This is a genomic window from Chromobacterium sp. INPA-IVC (genome assembly GCF_059047085.1).
Map to the genome: position 1 here is coordinate 136,420 of NZ_JBTNLS010000003.1, position 25,831 is coordinate 162,250.

A 25,831-nucleotide genomic window follows, 5' to 3' on the forward strand; every position below is an offset into this window, starting at 1 on the left:
AATGTGCTCATCATCTACCTGTTACGCACGCTAGGCTTGCGCCGCGGCGAACTCCTGAATATCAAAATCTCCGATATCGATTTCCGAAAAAACGTGATCAGTATCCTGCGTCGACCGGACGACCCGACCGACCCGCGCATTCATCAGCCACGCGTCAAAACCCGCGAACGCATCCTGCCTTTGTCAGAATCCCTTGTCACTGCGATTGAACACCACATCCTGCATGAGCGTACCCGGATTCCCAGGGCGGAAAAGCAGGCGTTCCTATTCATCACGGAGCGAATGGGGCAGCCAATGTCTCTGGCGTCACTTAACAAGCTGTTCCGTGTTCTGCGCACCAAGCTACCGGACCTGCCGGAAGATTTCACCCCGCATGTGCTACGGCACGATTGGAATGACGAGTTTTCTGAACGGATGGATGCCAAGAAAATTTCTGAGCCGGAAGAGCAGCGATACCGCTCATACCTGATGGGATGGTCACCGACTTCAAACACCGCAGCCACCTACACACGACGTCACGTAAGGAGCAAGGCCATGGAAGTGTCGCTCGAAATGCAGGCCAAAAAGCCGAGAGGGAAATCTGAATGATGCCGAGCCAACTTCCTGCACGTACTGAAACCAACCGCCGACCGCTCCCTACTACAGCACGGACCCGGAATGGTGTTGAATTCGACCCATCATCGGACCACTGGAACTACCGAGATGGTGCACACTCTGTAAGCCTGAATTTTTCGGATATTGCAGATATTTCGCCAGCAATGCGGCACAGCTTGAAAGTGGTCTTGTTGTGGTACGCAGAAAATCTCTCGCCGGCTTTTCTCAATAACGGTTTTGCACATTTCAAACGATTTTTCAAAGAGTTATTCGCCCAAAAGGGCCAGGTACTCGAAGAAGTCAACAGCACAGACCTCATCAACTACCGTGCAAGCCTTGGTAAGAATACAGAGTGGTTCCTTGGCTATGTAGCCGTCTTCCTGAAGCAATGGGAAGGGCTTCGACTCCCCGGGGTAACTTCGGACGCTATCGCATTCCTGAACTCGATCCGGCTATCCGGAAACCCCAGAGGCATTGCTGTTCTGACGATGGACCCGGAGAAAGGCCCGTTCACCAGCATCGAACTTGAGGCCCTCCACAGTTCCCTGAACGACACCTATGCAAAAGGCGAACTATCGCTGGGTGACTACCTGCTTGCCTGGCTCTTGATGATGCTTGGGCAACGCCCCGTCCAATACGCCTACCTAAAAGTCTGCGATGTTCTAGCTCTCGACCAAGGCGATGCAAAAACTTACCTCCTCCGCATCCCACGGGCAAAACAACGGGAGGCCCTTCCGCGCAGCGTTTTCAAAGAGCGGATACTAAATCCACAAGTAGGTGCCCTACTTCTGTCCTATGCCGAGATGGTAAAGGCACAATTCAGGCACCGCATGACGGATTCGACTCAAGCCCCGCTGTTTCCGGAGAAAGGGTCGAGCCGGAAATATCCCGCAGGATTGGAGTTTCATCAAACTGGCTCAGGGCTCGGGCAACGAGTGAAATATCTTTTTGCCAAACTACAAGTTCAGTCCGAACGCACTGGCCAGCTTCTGCACATCTCACCAACCCGCTTTCGCCGCACTCTCGGCACACGCGCTGCTGCTGAGGGGCATGGCAAACTGATCATTGCGGAACTGCTCGATCATTCTGACACCCAGAACGTTTGGGTCTACGTCGAAGCCACACCGGAAATGGTCAAACGCATCGATCGGGCGATGGCGGTGCAATTGGCTCCGCTCGCACAGGCGTTTGCCGGGGTCATCATCGACAAAGATCCACGGCAAGGCGGACACCCAGCATCCAACATCGTCGCACCGCAATACACTGAGGATTTCACGCCCGTCGGCAACTGCGGCAAGCACGGTTTCTGCAGTTTTGCCGCACCCATCGCCTGCTACACATGCAGAAAATTCCACGCATGGCTGGACGGGCCACACGAGGCCGTACTCGACTATCTCATCGCAGAACGCGAGCGTCTGATGACTGGGACAGATCCGCGCATCGCCGCAATCAACGACCGCACCATCTTGGCAGTCGCTCAGGTCGTCCAGCAGTGTAAAAACGTCCGAAGCGAAAGAGGAATACATGGCTAACAACATCATCCACTTCACTCCGAAATCGGAGCTGGACGCTGAAGCCAACCTAGCCGGATTCATTGACATCTGCCGTCATCAACTAACAATGTTTGGTGCTGACTTAGCATTTGATGACATGGTCTGGGACGTGACTGATGCCTGTGCCCGCAAAGGGCAAGGTACCAAACGAGAACGCATTACCTTCTGTACGCTGAAAAGTGCCGGCACATCCACCCCATCCCCCATGCCGGCTTCCTTCAGTGACTTTGCCAAGGCATACATCCGTTATATGCAAGGTATGCGTCCGGTCGTGGCACTTGGACCGCGTGTAGCGGCTTTGCGCGCACTTTCTGCTGCGTTGGCCGAACATGGGGAATCCACCTCTCCCGTTACCGTGAATGCCGAAATCCTGAACAGAGCAGCCCAATTCATCAAGGCCCATTTTAGCGAAGCCGCTGCATACCGGAATTGCAGGCAACTGGAGCTCATTTCAGCTTTCATGGCCGAGCATAAATTGACGACAGCCCCTATCCGATGGCGAAACCCAATACCTCGCCCTATTATGGGAGGAACACGCGTCGGTGCAGAGTTCGATCAACGACGCACAGAAAAAATGCCAACTCAAGCAACATTGGATGCTTTGCCGAGAATCTTCCGCAGCGCCAGCGAACCAGCCGACAGACTCATCAGCTCCATCGCAGCCATACTCTGTGCCTCACCAGATCGCATCAACGAAGTTCTTTTGCTGCCACTCAATTGCGAAGTAACACAATCCCGCCCGAATAGTAACGAGCACGTTTACGGGCTGCGTTGGCGGCCCGCAAAAGGCGCTAACCCGATGGTGAAGTGGGTCGTGCCATCCATGGTCGGAGTAGTAAAAGAGGCTTTGCAACGCATCCGTTGTTGCACAGAATCCGCACGTATGGTTGCAGCTTGGTATGAGGAAAACCCGCGGCAGCTATACCTGCAAGAAGATCTGAGCTTTATGAGGCAACATGAGTTCTTGTCTATGCATCAGATTGCCGAAATCCTGTGGGGACGCAACAACGCGAAAGGAAGCGCTCGCGCCTGGTGTAAAACGAATGGGGTACCGTTGCACCAACAGGGACGAGCGATATATGCCCGATTCTCCGAGGTAGAAATAGCAGTGGTCAGACAGCTTCCGCAGGGATTTCCCTATGTAAATCGGGAGCATAGACTGAAATATAGTGAAGCACTGCTTGTTGCTAACCTGAATTTCTTCCATAGCCGAAAAGCCACCTACATCCCATTAATTGAGCCTGTAGTTATTCAGCACATCAACGATGGGCTAGGAGCCCGTAAGAAGCATGGCTGCTCTTCGATTTTTGACTCCCTTGGAATTACAGAAGATGACGGGAGCCCTATCTACGTCACGACCCATCAGTTCCGCCACTACCTGAATACCCTCGCACAAGCCGGCGGCCTGAGCCAGCTTGATATTGCAAAATGGTCAGGCCGCAAAGACATCCGCCAGAACGAGGCCTACGACCATGTGTCGGCTAGTGAGATGGTCATGACTATCCGTAAAGCGGTCGGTAATGATGAATTAGCCTATGGCCCACTAGCCTCGCTACCGAAGTATCTGCCCATCGCACGGGACGAGTTTGCCCGGCTGAAAATCCAAACAGCACACACGACAGACCTCGGCTATTGCATACACGATTACTCCATGATGCCGTGCCAAGTCCATCGAGACTGCATCAACTGCGAAGAACACGTATGCGTTAAAGGGGACGAGGCCAAGTTGGCTCGCCTTCGGCTGCAACTAAATGAAGCCCGGCAGCTATTATTGAAGGCACGAGATGCAGCCAAGGATGAATACGTCGGTGGTGATCGCTGGATGCAGCACCACCAACTCACGGTCAGCAGGCTCGAACAGCTCCACGACATCATGCAAAACCCTGCCATCCCCATTGGGGCAGTCATCCAATTGTCAAACGTTCGCTCACCATCGCGGCTGGAACAGAACACAGAAAATATAACTGAGAACCTACCTGCTATCTCTGTCGACGAGGATGAAAATATACCTCCAATAACACTACTCCGCGAATTGCTTGAGGATTGACGGAGAATCACTCATGGGAACTCAGCGAGCTAAAAATATCGATGACAAAATCATCGAGGAAATCGTCGGCATTCTCGATGGCTGGAGCAGTAAGCTAACTTGGGAAAGGCTCATAGAAAGCATCGAAAAAAGACTGGGTAGCTCCTACACCCGACAAGCCCTTCACCAGCACGAGCGTATCCTTTCAGCATTTCAAGATAGAAAGGCCGCATTAGCCGATAAGTCGAACCACCCCACAAAGCCTGCGCGACCAAGATCTGAAGAAGAAGTGGAAATGCTCATTGGCCGCAATGAGCGGCTGCAAGCAGAGAACGCCAGGCTAAAAGCGGAAAACACACGGCTCCTGGAGCAATTTGTTGTCTGGGCGTACAACGCCCACATACGTGGCCTGAGCGAGGAATTTCTAAGCCGACCACTACCGACAATAGACAGAGATCACACCCGCGTAGTAGCCATCTCTTCACCCCCCAAGAAACTAAGAAAATAATTGAGGAGCCGCAATTATGACCACAAATGACATCGAGAGCCGCTACGCATGGCAGTTCCATGGAGGCAGAGGCATCGACAACTGCGTTCCGCCACAATGGCTCCCCATTGTGGCAGAGCTGTGCAAAGCAATTGAGGAAGCAATCCCAGCAGCGGATCGGTCCGCATTCTACTGGCTGGACATCAAGGAGAAGCGTGGCACGATCGCAGTCGATTACGTAGCCCCGACAGATATGACAGATACAATCGACACTCTGATTGAAGCGACTTGTGCAAAGCTCGTAATAGGATAGTGGGCCACGATCTTGGGAGTTACCAGCCCCAAGACACCCAGACAACATATCTCCCTAATCAGGGGTACCTATTATCAGTCGCAGGCTTGGGATGTGTAGCCATCACGAAAGGTGAATGTTTATGGGGAGCTACAGCGCTCAAAAAAATGAATACCACGTTCGATCACCCAGGACCCTCCCTTCAACCCAAGATCTATCTCTTCGAGAAAGTGGCAGGGGGAGACACTATTGTCTTTGAATTGATAGTCACTCCCCCACATCTCAATTTATTTTGAATTTATTTGTCGCCACCAGCGTGACAGAGAGATAATTCGGCAATGGTCCTCCTATCTCGTCAGCCTGTTGCGTCGAGATCTTGCACGTTGAGCACTTAAGGCATGCACTCAAAAAAAGACACAGACCTGCAGAGCCACAAAGCACAAGTTCAAGCCCTACCACCGGCAGAAGGCGAGCGCAGGGCAATGCGTGGCTATATGGGGCAATATGACCGAGCTGGCGCGGCAATCTACGCGGAGTTAGAGCGTGGCCAGCTACTATGGATTGGCGTCGCCGACAGAAGTGCAGGTATTGCAGACGATCTCGTATTAGGGCTCGACGGACTAGTAGTAGGCCACCAGTTCAAAACATCCCGATTCCCCGGCACTTTTACGGTCGAAACACTGTTGACCGGCGCCAACGGACTTCTGAAGCCCCTAGTCAACGCCTGGCAAAGTTTATCCAGGAGCTCCCCAGAATCCAGGATAGAGATCCGTCTGGTTGTGAACGACTACCCGTCGAATCATGACAAGCCAGGCGAGGCAGCTCCGGCACACAGCGCGGCATTCTTAGAGGAATTCGAGCAATCGCCAGACCGCCCCCTGCAGGCTTGGCAGACCAGCAATTGGAGGCGTCTGATTGAAACGCTTCTGGAGGAGTCGGGTCTTCAAGAAGCAGACTTTGAGCAATTCTTGCATGCACTGCGTGTTCTTCACGGTGTGGCAGCCAACTTTGTACAGTTTCACCAGCTAAGTGTAGCGCAAGCTCGTCTGGCGGCAGAGATCGCCGAAGTGCTGCCAAAGCTGGTCACCGACACGAGAGACAAGGATCGATGGTCTCGTGAGGAGCTTTTGAAAGAGTTAGGATGGAGAGATCCGGCCAAGACCCTCCATCAGCATCGATTTCCCGTCGGCGCTTATGCCCAGCGCAACAGGGATACAGAGATCGCCTTGCTTCATGTGCTACACAATGTAGATCAAGGCTATGTTTCGCTAGTGGGACCTCCAGGCTCGGGTAAGTCCACGCTGCTTCAAATGGCATTAACCACAGAGTCAAACATCCGGCTAGTGCGCTATCTCGCATTCATGCCAAGCACCGCACAGGGAGTGGGCCGAGGGGAAGCTGATAATTTCTTGGAAGACGTTATCACGCAATTACGCAGCGGTGGATTATTTGGTCTGCGCCTAAGAGACAGCACCCAGAATGAAAGGCGCGCACAGTTCGGCACGCAATTGAAGCAAGCCGGTGAACGTTATGAACGAGATGGTGTTCGCACGATCATCGTCGTGGATGGACTCGATCATGTGCCGCGAGAAGAACAGCCAACAATCTCCTTACTTGGGGAGCTACCACTGCCCGCTGCGGTGCCCAAAGGAGTCACGTTCGTACTGGGTACCCAGCGTCTTGCACTTGCCCATCTAAAGCCCGCGGTACAGGAGCAGGCAGCACAATCCAATCGGTATGTGGAGATGCGCCCCTTGGACCGAGAGGCGGTGACACGAATGGCTGATGCCCTTGGTCTTGACTCCACCATCTCACGTCAGCGCCTCTACGAGCTCGGCCATGGGCACCCTCTAGCCATCCGCTACCTTATTCAAGCGCTATTGAGCGCAGACAAGGCGATGAGCACACATTTGCTCTCGGGTGGAATGGAGTTCGACGGAGATATCGGATCGGTGTATGCATCCGCCTGGAGAGAAATAGCCCACGATCCCGACGCCATGAATGTACTTGGATTCATCGCTCGAGCAGAAGCCCCCATGCCTTTGCCTTTACTCGCCACTATAATGGAGGAGCCAGCAATCGAGCGCGCACTCTTGACAGCCCGCCATTTGCTGAAAAAATCACCGCGCGGCTGGGGTATCTTCCACAACAGCTTCCGCTTGTTCATTCTTTCCAAACCACGCATACGCCTTGGAAGCATTGACCTCGATTACTCTCCGCGCGTTTACCGCGAACTTGCACAGTTGTCACGACGAGCGCCAGCGAATTCGCCGCAGCGCTGGTTGGAGTTGCGCTATCGGGCTCGGGCAGATGATAGAGATGACGTACTAGCCCTAGCGACACCTGAACGCTTTCGTCGTCAACTGGCAGAAGGACGATCCGTAACAGAAATTCAGTCCGATATCCGCCTAGCCTTGCTCGCGGCACGCACCAGTCTTGACGCCACTGTCGTGACCAGGCTGCTGCTGAGTGACGACGAAGTGTCCCGGCGTGTGGCTGCGCTTGAGAACGCAGACCAGGTACCACTGGCGATGCTAGCAGTGGGAGACACCGAAGCTGCCTTCGCCTTTGTCCAAGATTTTCCCAATATGGGCTATGAAGTCGTAGATGCCCTATTAGAACGGGGAGAGTTCGATCGAGCGAAAGAGCTATTTGAACACCTTGAACCACTGTCACAGCTACACACGGACAGGTATCAGAACCACGGCCAAGATCACAATCTTCAAGAGTTTGTGAAGTGGGCGAGACGAGTCTTCCACTTCCGTGATTTCGAGCAGATCTTGCAGTCGATCGATCACCTAGCTGTCGAGGGGATAAAGCAAACACCTAGAGCAACATCCGAGGAAACAGCCACCTCCGTACGCAAACGCCTGAGGCTAGAAGTAGCCGAGACAATCCTTGGCCAGCAGAGCGGCACAGACGCCTGTGAAGTCTGCGAGAAGCTCGGTGTTGAGCAGGCTTTTCTACCTGCGCTGATGGTACGGGCCGGATTTGATGCTCGGAACAGAGGCGAAAATGCACATGCGCTAGCATTGTTCCTAGCAGCTAAAGATCTACCCGGATTTGATAACGTCCCCAACGGCTTGCGCCGCTCGATTGCACTACTCGCAGTAATCAACGGACATCGAGAGGTTGCGGAATATCTGTTCAGCAAGCTCGTAGTACCAGCAATCTCAATGATCGACAAAGAACCGCGCAGTGGAGCGACAGAGGATCTCGTTCATGCCGTATTAGAACACTCACAATTATGCGCAATGCTTGCAAGGCCGCTACCGATAGTAGCTCCATCAAAGCACGCAATTTTTCAGCCGCTGCAGGCTCATGCCTCCAAGATCGGCACACTCTTGGGGTGTGCCATGATGGATCCTCTCTCCATCGCGTCTGGCAATATCCAGAGGATTAGCCGTTCGGCCATGAGTTACGTACTTCATCTCGGAACGAACGGTGGGTACGAGTTTGATCTAACACTCCAAGCGGTAAGAGCCGCACCAGTGCTTGCAAAATCTCTGATCAAAATAGGGGCGCTCTGTGGTGAAACGGAATATCGTGCGGTACTGAACGAAATCGATAAAGCTATCTCGACATCAGCGCACAAAGGCACCATGCTGCTGCGCCGCGAGCTTGCCATTGCAACTTATCAAGCCGATGGAGACCGCGTAAATGCTGCAACGCGTTTGGAACCATTAGTTGATGAGCTCTTAGAGAGCACCCCGAGCGAACAACTCAATGGTCTGTCGGACCTTGTGATCGCTTTTGCGGCCATTGGGGATGTAGAACGGGCACGAAATCTCATCGCCACCATACCGGACCACTGCCTAGGTTACGCTCTTGCCGCTCGTAAAGACCCTCAATACTCAATGTGGCGCGACATCCTCGTACTAGCCAATGCAGCTGATCCAGAAAAACGAGGAGAACGAATCTCTCTACTGATGCAGCAAATCGATGGTATGAGGGAAACCGAAGGTGCTTCTGCAGCTCATCGATTGACCATGACACTCATTGATGAAGCAATGCAGATTAATGCCCGCTACGGTTTCGATGTATCGCAAACGCTTGCCGATTGGCAGCTAATTGCATGGCCGAACCAGGTAGATGCATTGATGATCGGGTTGCTGCGCCGTCAGCCAGGATTGCTGTTTGCTTGTGTCGCAATCTGGAGCAGGTTGTGTCTGCCGTTTTATATGGAGCCGCACTACCGCGATCCAACTCATGTCGGTGATTTTATCGACATTGCTGCCGATGCTGCTGGTCCAGAACAAATAGCCAAGCTCGTGCTTATGCTACAGACTGCGATTGAGGTGGAGAGCCGCGCTTACGAGCGGCTGCTCCTTCTCAACCGACTACGAGCTGCTGCAGCTAGGCATGGGTACACAAGCTGCCACCTACAGGATGCTGTTGACCGTTGGTCCTTGGAAGCACCGGAGCCTCGTCACTCATCAACTCCACAGAAATATGACGATGCGGCCGACCTGAATGAGTTGCAGCAAGCTTTCGAAGCGGATGGCACGAAACTGGATTACAACGCGCCATACCGCTTTTATGAACTGGCTCCGTCAGCGCCACTAGAGCAAATTCGCCAGATGTATGAATGTTGGGACATTCTACAGTCTGACCCGCGTTGCAGATTTATGTTGGTTGAGCGTTCAGCATTGGCTGGAGATACAAGCTACGCAAAGAAACTGGTTCAAGAATACAAAATCAACGAAGACCAGAGAGGATATTGGAATAAATGGATGGGAGGAGGCAAGTTCCGATATTTCCACGCGCGAAAATTACTAGAGGGCAAGACAGTTCACCAGGCTGCCTATGAGAACTTAGTTGATTCGGTAATCGCACGAGAGGAAAACGCTCAATTCATACTCATGGATATCGATTCAATATTGCCTGTAATCACGGAGTCACCGGACTGGCCTGCCATTTGGTCGGACGTAACTGAGCAGATTACTTTCACACGCGAACATCAGTTGGGTGAGCCATTCACCGTTAGTCAGAAACCACTCAGCGATGTGGAATTGCTCGTTGAGCTGCTTTACTTCGCGCTGCGATTGCCTATTCCCCAGGTTCAGCGTCACGCGAGAGATTGTGCTCTGCAGTTAGCAGATCATGAAGGAGATGGGAAAGACGTATTTGAGCTTACCATACGAAAACTCCTCTCCGGAGACTTGGATGAGCCGCTACAAGCACTCCATGTACTCCTTCTACTGGCTCATGATCGTTTCTCCGAACCATTAGGCTTCATGCTGGCAGATTTTATTAATCATCGGGACGTGGCCGTAGCAGAAGCTGCGAGGCTTTTGGCACGGCGTTGGGATATACCAGTATCGATGGAAGTAGATTCTCTGCCGCTTTTTTATCAGTTAGCGCTCTCGGGTAGTCCGGAAACCGACGATGTACTCATAGACAAGGCCACTGGTGCCATGCGTATTGAGAGCAATATGGGCTGGACACGGCACCTGCAGACAATTGCTCAGGCATTGGCGAAAGCAGCAGACTGCGACGAACTGAATATTCGACTACGCGCTGCAATGTTTATACAGCAATGGGGTGGTCTTGAGGCATTTGGATTACCCGCACTCAAACGAGTGGAAGCACAGTTGGGCGTACTCTCGATGCGTATCACCTACTCAAAACCCCACGCACGGATCGGCATACTTGCTCTGCGTCATGTAGCTGGAGAGTTGCGCATCGCGGGACGGCTACCTCCAAAGAATATGCCGTCAATTTTGGAACAGTTAAACTCACCGCTACCACCTCGGGTTGTCATCCCCGTACAAGTTCGTCCACAAGGAATTCATCGGCCACTTGAAGTGCGAGATGCACCTTGGCAGGAAAAAGAAAAGCTATGGGCAGACCAAGTCAGTAGTGATGTTGCACCATGGATAGATCGAGCCGATGAGTTTGTCGTCGCAGAAGTTTCTCGATTCACAATCTTTAAAGTAAGACAGGCCAAGTATGAGTTACACAGAATTCGAGCTCCCAGACTCCAAGCGGAGGGCGATGATTTCTGGAATTGGTACAAGGAATTGCCAGCTGCAGTTTGGCTGGGCCAAGTCGTACCGCTGGATAGAGAATTGTCGCTCACCCTAGTCCGACGCTTAGTCAGCTCGTTTGGCTGGGAAGATGTTGCCTATCCAATAACCCTTTGCCCCAACTGGCTCTGTCGGCTTAGATGGCGCGCACATGAAGCAGACTCCTCAATCTACGTCGACAGCAATTCTACCATCGTAGCAAGAATTGTTGTATGGCGTGATGCCGGACCGGTGGATATAGAAAGCGAGTCAATTTGGGGAGAAGGAACATACGTTGCACTAACTAAAACGGGTCTCCAGCAATTCTCCGCAGTGCAGGCAGATTCTCCAATTTATGCCTTTGCCAGACGCGAGATTCGCAAGTTCCATGAAGAAGATTCGGAAATTGTCAAAACATTCAAAAACAGTTACAGAAGCTAGGTTAGATGACAGAGACACTCAACGATAATTAGATTTTTTAAATAAAAATACTCATTGGCAGCACTTTCTTATTGGCACTCTAACCGCATTAAACATTTCACTAAAAAACATATCAACCATATTTTAAGCAATCACTTCGCACAAATAAGCATGGAAAAAATCAATGATCCCGAGAAAGTAGAAATTGAACTTCCTGAGATTAATTTCGACGAGTCGCTTTTGGAAGCCTGGACGAAAAATCAACGTAAGTATCTTCAGAAAAAGCGAATTGCTCGATTCTTTGAATTCAATCCTTTGGCCTGGTTCTTTGACGAGTATCCTCCGCAAGATATTTATATAAGCTCCTTTGAAGACAGAAGAAATACTCGACAAAATGTGCGCTACCATTGGATACGACAACGTACTGGCTGGTCATTTTTGTTTCAATTGAAGACCTCGGCAGGTATTCGATTTGCAGCGATTGCCGGGTTGATAAGTGCCGTTTTTCAAGCTGCCCCAATGTTGCATACTACAGAATGGAGTGGAATGCCTTTCCGCTGGCTGCTACTTGCAGGACTTTTCTATTTGGCGGCAGTGGCCTTGATTGAGATGTTTACTCCCATTTTGTTGAAGCAAGTTATAAATTATAAGGGAGATCCACTTGGACATCATGGTAGACAATGGTTCCGCACTTTAGTTGAGGATGAACTACGCAGATGGTGGTCTAAGAGAGAATGGTGGCCACACCCGGATTTGTTAGACTCATCCAAAATGGAAGACAGCACTGTTCTTGGAATAATGTCCGGGTATGGAGTTCCAGCATATTCTGGATTTGGAGTGTATGCTAGCGCCCATATTGAACTGGCACTTGATGAGTTTTCAAAAGAAAGAAATTTAAAGCTATGGAGAGTAGAGCGGCATAACAAGAGCGTGTCAAAATTTTACCCTTGCCATGGATATGAAGGAAATAGACCATGGATGCAACGACTGCACATTCGGCATCTTGACTCACTGGAGTTAAAAGAGAACCCAGGAATTTCTGAAATGGACTTGGTGATCCAATGGCATAATTCCTCAGTTGACATATCTCACCGCATGCCAAACAGAAGAGATCTTTTAATATCCGAGGAAATTAAAGGATTGAGATATCTCTTTGGAAGTAATGAAGATGCAATTTGCTTTGCAAGCATTACTTCTCGCTGGCAAAATTCTATGCACCCATGGCGACGGCTATTTGTGATTATTTTTTATGCAGCCAGCTTATTCTGCTTTGCTTGGTTTATTGTATTACAAGTCTTTATGGTGTCTCAAGGGTTAAAATTTTTTATATAAATAAAAACCAACCATTTTGTGAAAAGCAGCAACCATACTGACATTATCGGTGAGTAATTTATGAAAAATACCAATCAAACAATAATAAGTAACGAGCCCATGGGGCTAAACGTTTCCATTATTGTCGGAAAGAACGGAAACGGTAAGAGTCGTTTATTAAGAGATTTGGCTATACAGTATCGGAAAGCTGATCGTTATGTTATTGCTGTTTGCAATACACCATATGACCGTTTTAGCTCTATACGGGGAATGTCTAGAGTATCTGCATCTAGAGGCAGCAAGCTTCCTGAAGAGGTTTTAAAAAAAACAATCATTGCCGCATTGAAAGATGGGCCAACGAAATTTAGAGCCATTGGAAAGACACTTGACTATTGCGGCTATCGACCGGGTTTTGGGTTGCATGTACAAGGCCCAAAAGAGAAGAAAGTCCCGCCAAATTCGGATGTGTATGATTTTTTTGCGGAAGACGATCTCCGTCACAAACCTCTAGAGGTGGATTATCAGCAGCTGGAGGAAATTGCTCGTGGACTTAATATCAAGGACAGAGATATTACTGAGGTTCTGCAACTGGCAGATTTGCTTGAAAAGATAATTAATACTGAGCAGCTTTGGTTGGATTTTTCTCGATCCGATTTTGAGACGCTTATCAACGAGAACATATCAAGACTAGTCAAGCATGAACATATATTTCGCAAGGCAGGTCTTATTTCTAGCATTAATATATTTCTAACACGCTCCGACGGAGTAATAATTCCACTGGCAGAGGCAAGCTCGGGTGAGTTAACTCTCATATCTACATTGGTCTTCTTATCAGTTAACACACGATCACATTCCGTGATTTTGATTGATGAGCCAGAGAACAGCCTTCACCCACAATGGCAGAAGGAATACGTTGAGCGAATTACGAACCTGCTTTATTACCAACAGCCAACCATAATCATAGCAACCCATGCACCTATAATCGTTTCAGGGGCGTGCATTACAAGTGATATAGAAGTACGTTTGTTCTGTGTGGAACAGGATGCAGTAAAGGAACTGAAGCTCGAGTCCAATAGTGTTGAAGGAACTCTATGGAACATCTTCGGCACCGTAACCCCTATGAACCACTATGTAAGCGAGGAGATTATCAAAGTTATTGAGGCTATGGCACATAGCGATATTTCCCAAGAAGACGGGTTCCAATTGATCTCAGACATGCGCAATTCAGCTTACGACCCGAAGCAGTTAAAGTTCTTTGATGCGGCACGTAGATTAGCAGAGAAGGTACTTATGGAATCTAAAAATGGATGATTCTTACTTATCTAAGTTGTCTGACCATCAATGGATACCAGAAGAAGAGGAAATAATAAAGGTTGCTTTAGCGCACAGTGATCCCTGGGATGAGAATGCCCCAGCGTTAGCTGCAATCAAGGAACAATTGAAACAAATAAAGAAAAAAATTAGAGACTTGCACATGCACCTGCAGGAGAACACCTGCTGCTATTGCAAAACAAACTTAGCAGGAGGTGGACTATTTATGGTCGATAGGGAACATATTTTGCCAAAGAAGAAATTCCCTCTGCTGACTTTCGTGCTTTCAAATTTGTCTGTGGCATGTAAGCGATGCAACATGGAATACAAAAAGGATAATATTGATTTTATAATTGATCCAAAAACCATTGAGTTCGATCACTGCAATTCTAAGCGATATTTACTTGTACACCCGAATCACGATAAATGGTCGGAGCATTTGGGTAGAATAACCCTACAGGAAGACGAATTCGTTCTCGTCAAATTTCGAGTCAAAAATCAAAGCCCCAAAGGCGCGTATACATACAATTATTTCAAACTTGACAAACTAGAGATAGATAACTTTGATCGAGCCCAAGGTTGCGAAGTTCGCAATCAAGAGCAAGAGGCTATCCGAAATAAGCTTGAAGATGAACACGGCTCCCCCTTGCCATAAATTAAAGTCTGTGAATCGTCCCTAATTTCCTAGACGCTTCTGCCCCTCATGCCGAAGCCATTAAAAGGCCTTGGGGACTCTCACTTATCCAAGGTCTGCTTCTCTCGGCCAGAGCGGACAATCACGCCCCGGCGGCAGACAACAGCTACCGGTCAAGAACGGTCTGATATGAGCCATGACTGTCAAAAGTCATACTTTCTCCTTCGGCCACAGGGACAACGTACCAAAGATGCGTCCCACTGTTCGACGACTTCAGGCATTCGAGCCTTCTCGCAATCCTCTCGGATCAAAGATATGAGCAGCCAATTGGACTAACCAGCGGCCTAACCGGCAGGCCTGCCGCAGCCTTAAAAGATTAGGGGATTGCTACTCGCCAGCCTCCACGACATTTGTCTACTCTTCCTCGTTATATTATGCTTTTGTGCTTATTTGGCTCAATTTACAGGAGGAGATTCAATGAATGAGTTCGCGTCTCAATTCAATCAGATCACGATGCGAGTGAGTGTTCCTCGGGACCAGGTCGAAGTATTCATTGCCACTATGCAGCAATGGATGCTGATGGTACCCACCGTCTACTTACTCGATATTTGTGCAATCGGCCACATCAAGACCTACCTCCCGACCAAGAGCTTCAAGGACGAGCATCACATGAAGTCGATCCAGGAACTTCAGGGTCTCGACTTGCCACACAACAGCGTGTCCTACCTACCAGCCCTGATGGAGAAGGCCAGCGACCAACGCAGTAAGTTTTCTGTTATTGAGTTCGTCGCCGAGGCGCGGCGTGACTGGGATGCCATGGGAGCCTTCTTCAGGAACGCGAGTGTCTTAGAGCCATGGGACTTCGTCGAGGCCTATGCGACCGACCTGTTCGGAGCCCATCCTGAGCAGTCTACCCCAGAGTATCTGGCATTTCTTCAGTTCGCGAACGACCAGGGCCTGCACAACAAGATTGCCGCAGAAAAACGCCTCAAGATGGCTCAAGTGCTTTGCGGCAAAGCGCAGGAGCTCGGTATCAGCACGAGTCACCCAGTGGTGCTGGTGCCGATCGCATGCGTGTATGGGTGCGAAGACGCCCAACTGGTGATGAAATTCTCTGGAAAGCCGGAGAACTTCAATCCCGGCAATGCCCTGGGTGACATTCAGTCGATCTCACGTGTCGCCGGAACGATGACCAGTTTCATCCAACGAGCGGGCACAAGCGGCGGACCGTTCAAGAACGGAAAATTCAAGACCGCAGACTCGCCGCTTCATAACATGTTGCGCTATTTCACCGTGCAATCCGTGAGCACAACGGAAATGTCGGACGGGGCAACTCACAAATTTACGGTTTCCGTTGACGCCCCTAGTCTTTATCCAGATCTCTTCGGTGCGGATCGCGAGCCCAAGGATGAGAAAAGCCGAGCAGAGCTGGACAGACTTTACGATCTGCTAGGCGCAGAATTTCCCGAGCACTGATCTCCCACTAGCCCCAGCTTGGCCGGCGCGTGATGCCCGGCTCTTTGAGTAACTGTTGGAAGTACCCGCCGGTGTATTGCTTGCTGTGATCCGAGTGGTGCCTCGTGCTGCAAGTTTGCCGCGCTACCAGATGTCATCATCGGCACATCGGCCAACAGCTGCGAGGTCATGCGAGATCCGCATGCTTCGCAATAAAGCCGTGCAACGGCCCTGCCCTCTAACGTTGAGCGACAACTTTCGGGCATCGAGTTCGCCGTCGGCCAAGACAGCAACGGGGTGCCTCCCCCCAACAAGCAAGACGTGTGTGGTTCGGTCTATGTCCAGTCACGAGACGTTCGTCGCAACGTATTGTCCCGGGCACAGGGCAAATGTGAGTACTGTGAGCAACCAGGCTTTCTAACGGAGCATGGCGCGATCTTTCTAGAAACACATTACGTTATTCCTCTGTCGGAGCGGGGGGCGGATCAGGAGTGGAATGTCATGGCGCTTTGCCCCGATGATCATCGGAAAGCGCACTATTCCGCTGACAAAGCTGCGATGCAGCAACAGATGCTGGCAAAACTAGCGATGATAGGAACTTAACCGCAGGCTGGACGCACCCCGGCAAGCGAAAAGTGTAAACAATGATGGCCACAATTGTGCATGTTATTTACACCTAGCCAGTAACGGTGCCAAAGAGCAATGCCAATACTAACTAATACGGCTATTTACACTTTTTAGTAAACATAACCGTTTTGATTCACTGTATTGTCTTGCACAGACAAAAGCCCGCGTCTCTTAATGAGCGCGGGCTTTTTCATTTCTAGCGGACTGGGCTGTCAGCGATTCTAGCCAATCGCTGGATGACCTCTAGGGCAATAGACACACCATGATGGGCCACTGTGGCCGCTATTCGGCCATAGCCGACGAACTAGCTAAAGCCCGCACTGACCGCTATCGACCCAAAGCTGCCGTTTCCTGGTCACAATGGATACCGACAACTTTGAACCATGATGCCGCCGTTGCAGCGGTCGGCGTGGGAGGCTCGACTATAGCGGCCGTTGATAGGGACAAGCTCGTAGTTTATGGCTTGAGAAATATAGTATTTGGGTACGATAATGGTTGCCTGCAATATCAATTGATATACAGAGCTTGGTGTCCGTATAAACACGGTTAGCCACCTAGGAACAGACCATGCTTGATAACCCTTGGTTCGTCGGAATCGTTGGTGGAATCCTAAGCGGTGTTGCTGCAACCTGGATTAGTCGGCTCATCTTCTCGAAGCGAGACAGCCGCGAGTACGCGCAGAAAGTGGCGGCGGTCAACCGGGAAGTGATCTACTCAGTTCGCCCGGGAATTTCCGAGGGTAGCATTCCCGTGTCGGAAGTTCTACAGGCACTGATCGCGGCAACATGCCGCAAGTACGGTGTGACCAACAAGGATGCATTCAACGTCCAACAGATTTCCGAAGAACTTATGAAGGAGGTGATGGATTCCAGCTTCATCTCCTCAGCCATAAAGCAAGACTACTGCACCAAACTTTTGCAAATGCAGGAAACGCAAGTAACGCCACCTTCTTCTGGCCTGCGAGTCATCGAGGCCAAGGAAGGGGTATCGGTCTCGTCCATCGAGAACTTAAGGTCCAAGATGCTCACGCAAATGAGCGCCATCACTGGTGTCATGGTCACTACGCTGACGATCTTCTTAACCTTGTACAAAGAGCAGTTTGACTTAGGGATTGGCAGCCCTATCAAAGACTTATCGCTTCCCTTTGTCGTACTTGCAGCGTCCGTTGTTAGTATGATGTCGGTACTACTAGTTACCGTCGTCGCACGTGAAGCAAGGCGTTCCACAAGAAGGCGCGAGCAAACGGGATCGGAGGCGGATAGTGAGCGCAAAGACGGCTAACCCATCCCGCGAGAGGACGCCTTTCGGCGGGCTGCGCCCACTCACTGTCGCCTCTCATGTCAAACGTTAGGCCCTAATAATAAGGTGCATCAATGGCAAAGCAGCTTTCACCCGCCGGTGTAATGGCGCTTAAAGAAGCACTGTGTTCGGTCTACTGGTACAAATCTGACCTGCGCGGCTTTCTAGGTCTTTGCCTGTCGAATCCTGTCATTCTGAATTCGTTCAACTGGGAAAACTACAAGCGTCAGATCGCATCTGATGTCGTCGACTTCCTGGTCACCAACCCTGACCACCACCTAGGCGATCTGACCAAGATTTGCTTCGAGCTATGCAAGCTGACGGATTTTTCCCATCTCAAGCCTCTTGACGATGGTTCCGCCAAGGTTGAGAAGGCACGCAACGCCGTCAATCAACTGAAGCAACTTGTGGAACCACACCAAGAACTTAAACGCGAACAAGACGAGATCAAAAAGCGGCAAGAGACAGCAGCAAAGAAGTTGCGTGAGAATACAGCGGTTCGCCAGAAGCTTGAGTCATTCAAAAACAAGTACATGACATTAATTAGTTCAAACGACCCACAAGGACGGGGGTTTGAGCTTGAACGCATCATGTACGAGCTCTTCGAACTTTTCGACTTGGACCCGAAGGCCTCCTTCAAGAACCTAGGCGAACAACTAGACGGTGCGTTCACACTCGACGGCACAGAGTATCTATTCGAAGCGAAATGGCATAAGGAGCTTGTCAACAAGGCATCTTTGGCAGCGTTCACCGACAAAGTGCGCACGAAGCTAGAGAACACTCTTGGCATCTTTCTTTCAGTCAATGGGTTTTCTCAAGACGGTGTTGCAGCCCACCAGGCAGGTGGGGCATCCATTCTCCTGATGGATGGTGGCGACCTAATGGCCGTATTTGAGGAGCGCATCGACTTTGTGAGTTTGCTGCTAAGAAAGAAGCGCCATGCTGCGCAAACAGGCAACATCTACTTTTCCTATTACCAAATGGTCACGGGTACCTAACTGGGAAATCAAGCGGATGCCAATATCCTTCGCGCTTAAGCTGCCCTCTCCTTCAACGTTGATGGCAGCTTTTCGATAAATACCGACCATTTAGTTATCGAGCAACGCCCCCGGTATTGAGCACCACTAGACAAGCGATGCCCATATGATTGCAAATTCCACAGTTGCTTAACATCGAAATGACGGATATGCATCTCTATGACAATCAAGCACTTCACCTATATTTTAGCCAATATGGACTTCACGTAAAAACATGTATGGTAGGTTACCTTAAATGTTAGTACTCAGATGAAACGGTACCGCGTAATTGCTCTGGACTTCGATAGTCGCGTGCTCACCCTCGACACTATCCAGGATCATTGGGAAGAACACGTAAAGGAGTCACATCGCCAAAATCAGGAACGGCTCATTGCTTGCTTGAGAACAGAGTTTGGCGAACTCGATTTCGACGCAAAGCTCACCAACTTCAGAGAACTTGGGGTGAAGCCATTCTCTGTGGTTGCCTTCCACAATCGTTTCCTCGCGCAAGCCAGACAGGCGTTTGTTCATTGCCTGTACTACCCAGCACTCACAGGCGCCTGCGCGTTGGGTGAGCGAATACTGAACCACCTCATCCTTGGGCTCAGAGAAAACTACAGGGCTCATCCGCTGTACAAGAAGGTCTATCGAAAAGAGTCCTTTGACTACTGGCCCCTCGCAATCGAAGTGCTAATCGAATGGGGAGTGCTTACTCCTGAGGCGGCAGCAAGTTTTAAACTATTGAATGAAAAACGTAACAATGCTCTCCATTTCAATCTGGCTACCGAGATACATGATCGGCAACTCGCGCTAGAGGCAATAAAGAATGTGGAAGAAATCGTAAGCTACCAATTTTCGGGATTTGGCTTGTTGCCGTGGCTACTTCCCGCACCGGGTGAGTGCTATGTTAAGAAGGACTACGAGCAGTCACCATTTGTCCGACTTGTCTATCTTCCGAATTGCGTTTACGTCGGCTACAAGCATGTCGTCACAAATGTTTTTCCATGGACCTTTCAAGATCATGACGATTATCCAAACCAAGAAATTTCCGATGAAGAATTCCTGCACCTGCGTTCAGAGTTGTCTGGACGTTAACCTCTCATTCGAGAGGGACGCTACACCGGTAAGCCAGCGTCGTGCACTATAAATCAAATGTTCCTTACCGTCAGCTTGCAGAAGCTACCTAATTCCGGCTTGGGTCGTTTTCAGACACTGAAAGCAAACCGCATTCGGCCAGAAACAGTCGTTGCCGTCCCAGCACACCACGCTTTCGAGAGCGTTCTATGGGAGCAATCTTCTAGTCGAAAGGGTTACGCATGTATATCGCTGGAGCTCTATCACCTACTCGAAATATCTTAATGGTTGACAAAAAATACGATGAGATAATGGTGCGTTACTTCGCGGACATAGAAAAACAGTCCCGCAAACGGCTAGTCGAAGCTGCTGACCTGATTGCGAAATTCACTGCTCTGGCTGCATCCAAAGGCGTGATTCTCAGCGCGGAGTCGTTCGAGTACATCCAGACCACGGGTATCGTTGCCAGGGCACAGGGCATCGCAAGGACTCTATTGGGACCAATAAGGAGCGAACGTGACGGGCTGCTGCCGTTCAACGAGATCGCAAGCCGGCTTCCTCCCAGCCAACATTACGAAGGATGCTTTGCCGGGCCTGACTTTATCTTGATGGCCCACCCCTGTTATCGGCGCGGAATGCATCCAGTCAACAATTGGGCCCCGAGGTTTATAGACCTGTTCTGGTGGTTAGACGGCCCTGGTATAGAGAAATACATTGCCCTCGATGAGGACCGGGTCCGGATCGACGTCAACGGACTAGACTACTTCGAGGCCGACACTTGGTACGGTGCTCCCTTCGACGAGGACATACGAAACATCAAATCTGGAATCGCCAAGCTGCGCCCGCCCCCGGATCTCGAATCTCGACATGTCTCCTTCTTCTTCGCTAACGCGTACTGCCTAGACATTAAGTGGAGCGAATCGGATGGTATTAAATCGTTTCAGGCCCTGGAAATGAAGACGGAGGATATTCGGATCGAGATAGGAGGGCAGCACTACTTCCCCGCCCGCTACCTACACGCCGAGTTTGATCTCGCAGCCAACTGTTTCAGGCACTTCGACGGCGCGATCCAGCTTTTCACGGAAGAAGAATATTTCCATAGACGGGATTCCGACTTCAACATGACAATGAAGAATCCTGCGCACATCAAGGCCAGATCGAACAAGGTCTTCAAGATCAATGGCCCGTTGAAAACGGAAGACTGGGTCGAGCTCTGCTGCCACTTCTATACAGCCAATCCACTTACTTTCGAGTACTTCAGCGGTGAATATCCGAAGCACATCACTGAGCTCCTCGAAAAGATCAGGGGCCACGCATCGTAACTCGCCCACGAGACCAAATCTTGCTGCTAGGTGAGTTTGTGGCGAAGGTCCGCAACGGGTTGGTAGCGGCTAGTACGGGCTTTGTCTGGTTCGGCCGATAAGCAGCCAATCTGACTCGATTAGTTGCAGTAACCAGCCCCCCCTCCTACGCCAAACCAACCCTCTAAATAAAAAAGAAGCCAGCCCCCAATCAAGAGAGCCGGCCCAGAGGAGTACGCCAGGGGAAATATCGTTTTAAGCCGTCACGCTCAGCGGACCACCGTCTCCACCGCCCAGGCGTTGTTTTTCACCGTGGACAGCGTCACCGGCGCTTTCAACAGATTGCCATTGGGCGCGAAGGCGAAGTCGGCGGTGACGCCGCTGTAGCGGATGGCGGCCAGCTTGGGCAGGTATTTGGCCGGCTCCACCGATCCCGCCTGTTTCATGGCCGCGGCCACCAGCATCACGCCGTCGTAGAACTGCGGCCCCAGCAGCACCACGTCTTGATGAAAGCGTGCTTTGTAGCGGCGCTCGAACTCTTTGCCAGCCGGGCGGGCGCCGAGCACGCCGCCGGCCACCGCCGAGTAATGGCCGGCCGCGTCCGCGCCAGCCAGCTGGATGAAGGTGGGAGTATTGAGCATGTCGCCGCCCATCAGCTTGGCCTTGAGGCCCAGCCGTTTCATCTGCTTGACCATGGGCGCGGCCTGGGCGTCGGCGCCGCCGTAGAACACCACGTCCGGATTGACGGCCTTGAGCGAGGTGAGGATGGCGGTGAAGTCGGTGGCTTTGTCAGTGGTGAATTCTCGGCGCGTCACCTTGCCACCGTTGGCCGCCACTGCCTTGACGAATTCGTCGGCGATGCCCTGGCCGTAGGCGGTGCGGTCGTCGATGGCGACGATGGTCTTGGCCTTCATCGTTTTGACGGCGAACTGCCCCAGCGCGCCGCCTATCTGGCTGTCGCTGCCCACCAGGCGGAAGGTGGTTTTGTAGCCTTGCTGGGTATAGGCCGGGTTGGTGGCCACCGACAATTGCGGGATGCCGGCTTCTGAGTAAATGCGCGAGGCCGGGATGGACACGCCGGAGTTGAAGTGGCCGATGACGGCCTTCACCCCGGCGTCCACCAGCCGCTGCGCCGCCTGGGTGCCGATGCGGGGGTCGGCCTGGTCGTCCTCGGACACCAGTTCGAACTTGATCTTCTGCCCGCCCACCACCAGGCCCTTGGCGTTGACATCGTCCACCGCCATCTTGGCGGCGTTTTCATTGTCCTTGCCATAGTGGGCCTGCGGGCCGGACATCGGCGAGGCGAAGCCTATCTTGACCACGGTATCGGCATGGGCCGCCGCCATGGCGAACGGCGCCATCATGCCGCCCAATGCCACCACCCAGTTCACTTCCGCAAACAGTTTGTTCCAAGCCATGAGATGTCTCCTTTATTGCTGCATTGACCAGGGCAAGCCACCCGGCCCGCCCTGCTACCGCTCCCCCGCCGCGGCTGGTCTCTGCCAGCCTGAGACGGGGTCAAAAACGAGATAGCCGATACGGCTGCATGTCCAGCGCCGGAGCCCGCCCCTGCAGCATGTCGCGCAGCAGCGCGCCGGTGGTGGCCGCCAGGGTCAGGCCCAGATGGCCGTGGCCGGTGGCGAACCACAGCCCTGGCTGCGGCGCCGGGCCGATGATGGGCAGGGTGTCCGGCAGCGACGGGCGGTTGCCCATCCACACCGTCATGTCTTCGGTTGAGAAATCGCCGACGATGCGCCTGGCCTTGTCCAGCAGGATGTGGGCGCGGCGCCAGTCCGGCGGGGCGTCGCGGTGCGCCAGCTCCACCGTGCCCGCCAGACGCAAGCCGCCGTTGGCCATCGGCAGGATGACGAAGCTCTCGCTGGCGCACTGGATGAAGTGGCGCAGCGCCACCCCGGCCTTGGGCAGGTTGACGTGATAGCCGCGCTCGCTTTCCAGCGGCACGCGGTATTGATGTTGTTTGACGAAGCGGTCGCTCCATACGCCGCAGGCGATCACCACCGCATCGGCGCGCAGGCGGCCATTGCCCGCCGTTTCCACGCCGACCGCGCGGCCGGCTTCCGTCGCCGTGGCCAGCGCCTCGTCCCGGACAAAGCGACCGCCCTCGCGGATGAAGGCGTCGAACAGGCCGCGGCTGAAGACATAGGGGTCGTCCACATGGGACCACGCCGGCACCTTGACTGCGTAGCGCCACTCCTCGCCTACAGTCCCCTCCTCTCCCGCCAGCGCCTCGCGGTCCAGCGCCTGCCATTGCACGCCATTGCGGCGCTTGGCGTCCCAGTCCGGCGCGGCGGCGTCGAACTCTTCCCGGCTGCGATACAGCGTCAGATTGCCGTGCCGCCGCCACAAATGGCCAAGGCCGGCTTGGGCGATCAACCCGGCATAGTCGTCATTGACCCGGCCCAGCAGTGCGGCCAGCGCCTGCGTCAGCTCGGCCACGCGACGCGGCCGGCTGGCGGCCAGAAAGCGCAGCAGCCAGGGCGCCAGCGTGGGCAGGTAGCGCCAGCGCAGGGCCAGCGGCCCCAGCGGGTCCAGCATCCAGCCGGGCACCTTGCGCAGCACGCCGGGCTCGGCCAGCGGGATCACGTCGCTGACGGCGAAAGCGCCGGCATTGCCGTAACTGGTTTCCATCGCCGGCTCGCCGCGCTCCAGCAGCGTCACCTCGAAACCGGCCAGGCGCAGCTGCAAGGCGGCGGCGATGCCGACCACGCCGGCGCCCACCACGATGACGGCCGCGCCGGGCGCAAGAGCGGGCGCCATCGCTCAGCTCTCCCGGCCGCCGTCCAGCAGGCGGCGCAGCGCCAGCGGATTGGCCTGTTGCAATGCCTGCGGTAGCAGCGCGTCCGGGAAATCCTGGTAGCAGACCGGCCGCAAAAAGCGCTGGATGGCCGCGGTGCCCACCGAGGTGGCCCGCGCGTCCGAGGTGGCCGGGTACGGCCCGCCGTGCACCATGGCGTCGCACACTTCCACACCGGTGGGCCAGCCGTTCGCCAGAATGCGGCCGGCCTTGCGCTCCAGCGTGGGCAGCAGCGCGTGGGCCAGGTCCAGATCGCCCTCGTCCAGCTGCAGCGTGGCGGTGAGCTGGCCTTCCAGCTGTTCGGCCAACTGGCGGAACTCCCCCGCGTCACGGCATTGCACGATCAAGGCAGCGGCGCCGAACACCTCGGCCCGCAACGCTGGGTTGGCCAGGTAATCCCGCGCGTCGGCCAGCCACAGCTGGGCCTGGCACTGGTTCGGCCCGGTAGCTGGCAGGCCGGCAGCCAACTGCCGAGCATGGCCGGACCAAGCCTCCACGCCAGCCTGATAAGCCTGGAAGATGCCGGGCGTCAGCATGGTTTGCGCCGGACTCTGCCGCAGCAGGGCGGACGCGGCGGCGATGAAGCCGTCCAGCGCCGGGCCCTGCTCGGCGATGATCAAGCCGGGATTGGTGCAGAACTGCCCCGCGCCCAGCGTCAGCGAGCCGACGAAGCCCTTCGCCAGCGCCTCGCCGCGCGCCCGCAGCGCCGCCGGCAGCAGAAACACCGGATTGGTGGAGCTCATTTCCGCATAAACCGGAATCGGCTCCGGCCGGCTTTGCGCCAGCCGGCACAAGGCCAGGCCGCCGCCGCGCGAGCCGGTGAAGCCCACCGCCTTGACGCGCGGATCGTCCACCAGCGCCTGCCCCGCTTCGCGGCCTTCGCCGAACAGCAGCGCGAACACGCCGGCCGGCAGCCTGCATTTTTCCACCGCCCGCGCGATGGCCCGCCCCGCCAGCTCGCTGACGCCGGGATGGGCGCTGTGGGCCTTGACGATGACCGGGCAGCCGGCCGCCAGCGCGGAAGCGGTATCGCCGCCGGCCACCGAGAAGGCCAAGGGGAAATTGCTGGCGCCGAACACTGCCACCGGCCCCAGCGCCACCTGGCGCTGGCGCAGGTCGGCGCGCGGCAGTGGCTGGCGCTGCGGCATGGCCGGGTCTACCCGCGCGTCCAGCCACTCGCCGGCCCGCAGCGTGCGGGCGAACAGCCGCAGCTGGCCGCAAGTGCGGCCGCGCTCCCCCTGCAAGCGGGCGCGCGGCAGGCCGGTTTCGGCCATCGCGCGTTCTATCAGCGCATCGCCCAGCGCTTCCATTTCGTCGGCGATGGTTTCGAGAAAGCGTGCCCGCGTTTCCGGCGCGGTTTCTCGGTAGGCGTCAAACGCCTCCCAGGCCAATGCGCAGGCCTGCTCCACTTGTTCGCGGTCCGCGCCGGGGTAGCCCGGCTCCAGCGCTTGATCGGTGGACGGGTCTATCGCCCGGATCTTGTCGCGGCGGCCGGCGACGGCCTGCCCGCCGATGAGCATCTTGCCTGTCAGATTCATCATGTTTCCTGCGTGAAGGCCGCGAACAAAACTCCTGATCCTGCGTTGGCTCAGGCGCTCTGCGAGGGTT

17 protein-coding genes are annotated in these 25,831 nt (G+C 53.4%); 14 read left to right on the forward strand and 3 right to left on the reverse strand.

Features of this window, described 5'->3' with window-relative positions; all coding sequences use genetic code 11:
• Positions 1-3: 3 nt before the first annotated feature.
• The 14 genes from ACX17K_RS06080 (at position 4) to ACX17K_RS06145 (ending at position 21,429) form a co-directional block, all read left to right on the forward strand.
• Positions 4-588, forward strand: a complete 585-nt coding sequence (locus ACX17K_RS06080) for a tyrosine-type recombinase/integrase (protein ID WP_493774104.1) — start codon at positions 4-6, stop codon at positions 586-588.
• Positions 585-2,126, forward strand: a complete 1,542-nt coding sequence (locus tag ACX17K_RS06085; RefSeq protein ID WP_493774105.1) for a site-specific integrase — start codon at positions 585-587, stop codon at positions 2,124-2,126. Before ACX17K_RS06080 ends, ACX17K_RS06085 begins: the two co-directional genes overlap by 4 nt.
• On the forward strand, positions 2,119-4,194 hold the full coding sequence (locus tag ACX17K_RS06090; RefSeq protein WP_493774106.1) for an integrase: 2,076 nt from the start codon (positions 2,119-2,121) through the stop codon (positions 4,192-4,194). Before ACX17K_RS06085 ends, ACX17K_RS06090 begins: the two co-directional genes overlap by 8 nt.
• Positions 4,195-4,207: 13 nt before the next feature.
• Positions 4,208-4,681: a hypothetical protein gene (locus ACX17K_RS06095; protein WP_493774107.1), complete on the forward strand. Its 474-nt coding sequence runs from the start codon at positions 4,208-4,210 to the stop codon at positions 4,679-4,681.
• 669 nt (positions 4,682-5,350) lie between these two features.
• Entirely contained in the window at positions 5,351-11,401 is a 6,051-nt protein-coding gene (locus ACX17K_RS06100; protein WP_493774108.1) for an ATP-binding protein, read from the forward strand.
• A gap of 150 nt (positions 11,402-11,551) precedes the next feature.
• Positions 11,552-12,712, forward strand: a complete 1,161-nt coding sequence (locus tag ACX17K_RS06105) for a hypothetical protein (protein WP_493774109.1) — start codon at positions 11,552-11,554, stop codon at positions 12,710-12,712.
• A 60-nt stretch (positions 12,713-12,772) separates the two neighbouring features.
• Positions 12,773-14,002 carry an AAA family ATPase gene (locus tag ACX17K_RS06110; RefSeq protein WP_493774110.1) on the forward strand — a complete coding sequence of 410 codons (1,230 nt, stop codon included), beginning with the start codon at positions 12,773-12,775 and terminating at the stop codon, positions 14,000-14,002.
• The gene (locus ACX17K_RS06115; protein ID WP_493774111.1) at positions 13,995-14,657 is read left to right on the forward strand and encodes an HNH endonuclease; all 663 of its coding nucleotides are present in this window, start codon (positions 13,995-13,997) and stop codon (positions 14,655-14,657) included. The genes ACX17K_RS06110 and ACX17K_RS06115 overlap by 8 nt, the downstream gene beginning before the upstream one ends.
• 456 nt (positions 14,658-15,113) lie before the next feature.
• Positions 15,114-16,112 (forward strand): hypothetical protein, encoded by a 999-nt coding sequence (locus ACX17K_RS06120; RefSeq protein WP_493774112.1) that lies wholly within the window; start codon positions 15,114-15,116, stop codon positions 16,110-16,112.
• 300 nt (positions 16,113-16,412) lie between these two features.
• The gene (locus ACX17K_RS06125; protein ID WP_493774344.1) at positions 16,413-16,694 is read left to right on the forward strand and encodes an HNH endonuclease; all 282 of its coding nucleotides are present in this window, start codon (positions 16,413-16,415) and stop codon (positions 16,692-16,694) included.
• A gap of 591 nt (positions 16,695-17,285) precedes the next feature.
• The gene (locus ACX17K_RS06130; protein ID WP_493774113.1) at positions 17,286-17,999 is read left to right on the forward strand and encodes a hypothetical protein; all 714 of its coding nucleotides are present in this window, start codon (positions 17,286-17,288) and stop codon (positions 17,997-17,999) included.
• A 92-nt stretch (positions 18,000-18,091) separates the two neighbouring features.
• Entirely contained in the window at positions 18,092-19,015 is a 924-nt protein-coding gene (locus tag ACX17K_RS06135) for a hypothetical protein (RefSeq protein WP_493774114.1), read from the forward strand.
• Positions 19,016-19,345: 330 nt separating this feature from the next.
• A complete protein-coding gene (locus ACX17K_RS06140) occupies positions 19,346-20,128 on the forward strand; it encodes a hypothetical protein (protein WP_493774115.1) in 783 nt (260 codons plus the stop codon).
• 263 nt (positions 20,129-20,391) lie between these two features.
• Positions 20,392-21,429: a hypothetical protein gene (locus ACX17K_RS06145; RefSeq protein WP_493774116.1), complete on the forward strand. Its 1,038-nt coding sequence runs from the start codon at positions 20,392-20,394 to the stop codon at positions 21,427-21,429.
• A gap of 248 nt (positions 21,430-21,677) precedes the next feature.
• Here ACX17K_RS06145 and ACX17K_RS06150 read toward each other — a convergent pair whose 3' ends face one another.
• The 3 genes from ACX17K_RS06150 to ACX17K_RS06160 form a co-directional block, all read right to left on the reverse strand.
• The gene (locus ACX17K_RS06150; RefSeq protein WP_231162669.1) at positions 21,678-22,826 is read right to left on the reverse strand and encodes a branched-chain amino acid ABC transporter substrate-binding protein; all 1,149 of its coding nucleotides are present in this window, start codon (positions 22,824-22,826) and stop codon (positions 21,678-21,680) included.
• A gap of 100 nt (positions 22,827-22,926) precedes the next feature.
• The gene (locus ACX17K_RS06155) at positions 22,927-24,186 is read right to left on the reverse strand and encodes an NAD(P)/FAD-dependent oxidoreductase (RefSeq protein ID WP_493774117.1); all 1,260 of its coding nucleotides are present in this window, start codon (positions 24,184-24,186) and stop codon (positions 22,927-22,929) included.
• A gap of 3 nt (positions 24,187-24,189) precedes the next feature.
• On the reverse strand, positions 24,190-25,764 hold the full coding sequence (locus ACX17K_RS06160) for an aldehyde dehydrogenase (NADP(+)) (RefSeq protein ID WP_493774118.1): 1,575 nt from the start codon (positions 25,762-25,764) through the stop codon (positions 24,190-24,192).
• Between the last annotated feature and the right edge of the window lie 67 nt (positions 25,765-25,831).

Bases quoted from the DNA above. Each gene is read 5' to 3' on its own strand.
- ACX17K_RS06085 (WP_493774105.1), top strand. From the start codon at position 585: ATGATGCCGAGCCAACTTCCTGCACGTACTGAAACCAACCGCCGACCG.
- ACX17K_RS06090 (WP_493774106.1), top strand. From the start codon at position 2,119: ATGGCTAACAACATCATCCACTTCACTCCGAAATCGGAGCTGGACGCT.
- ACX17K_RS06095 (WP_493774107.1), top strand. From the start codon at position 4,208: ATGGGAACTCAGCGAGCTAAAAATATCGATGACAAAATCATCGAGGAA.
- ACX17K_RS06100 (WP_493774108.1), top strand. From the start codon at position 5,351: ATGCACTCAAAAAAAGACACAGACCTGCAGAGCCACAAAGCACAAGTT.
- ACX17K_RS06105 (WP_493774109.1), top strand. From the start codon at position 11,552: ATGGAAAAAATCAATGATCCCGAGAAAGTAGAAATTGAACTTCCTGAG.
- ACX17K_RS06110 (WP_493774110.1), top strand. From the start codon at position 12,773: ATGAAAAATACCAATCAAACAATAATAAGTAACGAGCCCATGGGGCTA.
- ACX17K_RS06115 (WP_493774111.1), top strand. From the start codon at position 13,995: ATGGATGATTCTTACTTATCTAAGTTGTCTGACCATCAATGGATACCA.
- ACX17K_RS06120 (WP_493774112.1), top strand. From the start codon at position 15,114: ATGAATGAGTTCGCGTCTCAATTCAATCAGATCACGATGCGAGTGAGT.
- ACX17K_RS06130 (WP_493774113.1), top strand. From the start codon at position 17,286: ATGCTTGATAACCCTTGGTTCGTCGGAATCGTTGGTGGAATCCTAAGC.
- ACX17K_RS06135 (WP_493774114.1), top strand. From the start codon at position 18,092: ATGGCAAAGCAGCTTTCACCCGCCGGTGTAATGGCGCTTAAAGAAGCA.
- ACX17K_RS06145 (WP_493774116.1), top strand. From the start codon at position 20,392: ATGGTTGACAAAAAATACGATGAGATAATGGTGCGTTACTTCGCGGAC.
- ACX17K_RS06150 (WP_231162669.1), bottom strand. From the start codon at position 22,826: ATGGCTTGGAACAAACTGTTTGCGGAAGTGAACTGGGTGGTGGCATTG.
- ACX17K_RS06155 (WP_493774117.1), bottom strand. From the start codon at position 24,186: ATGGCGCCCGCTCTTGCGCCCGGCGCGGCCGTCATCGTGGTGGGCGCC.
- ACX17K_RS06160 (WP_493774118.1), bottom strand. From the start codon at position 25,764: ATGATGAATCTGACAGGCAAGATGCTCATCGGCGGGCAGGCCGTCGCC.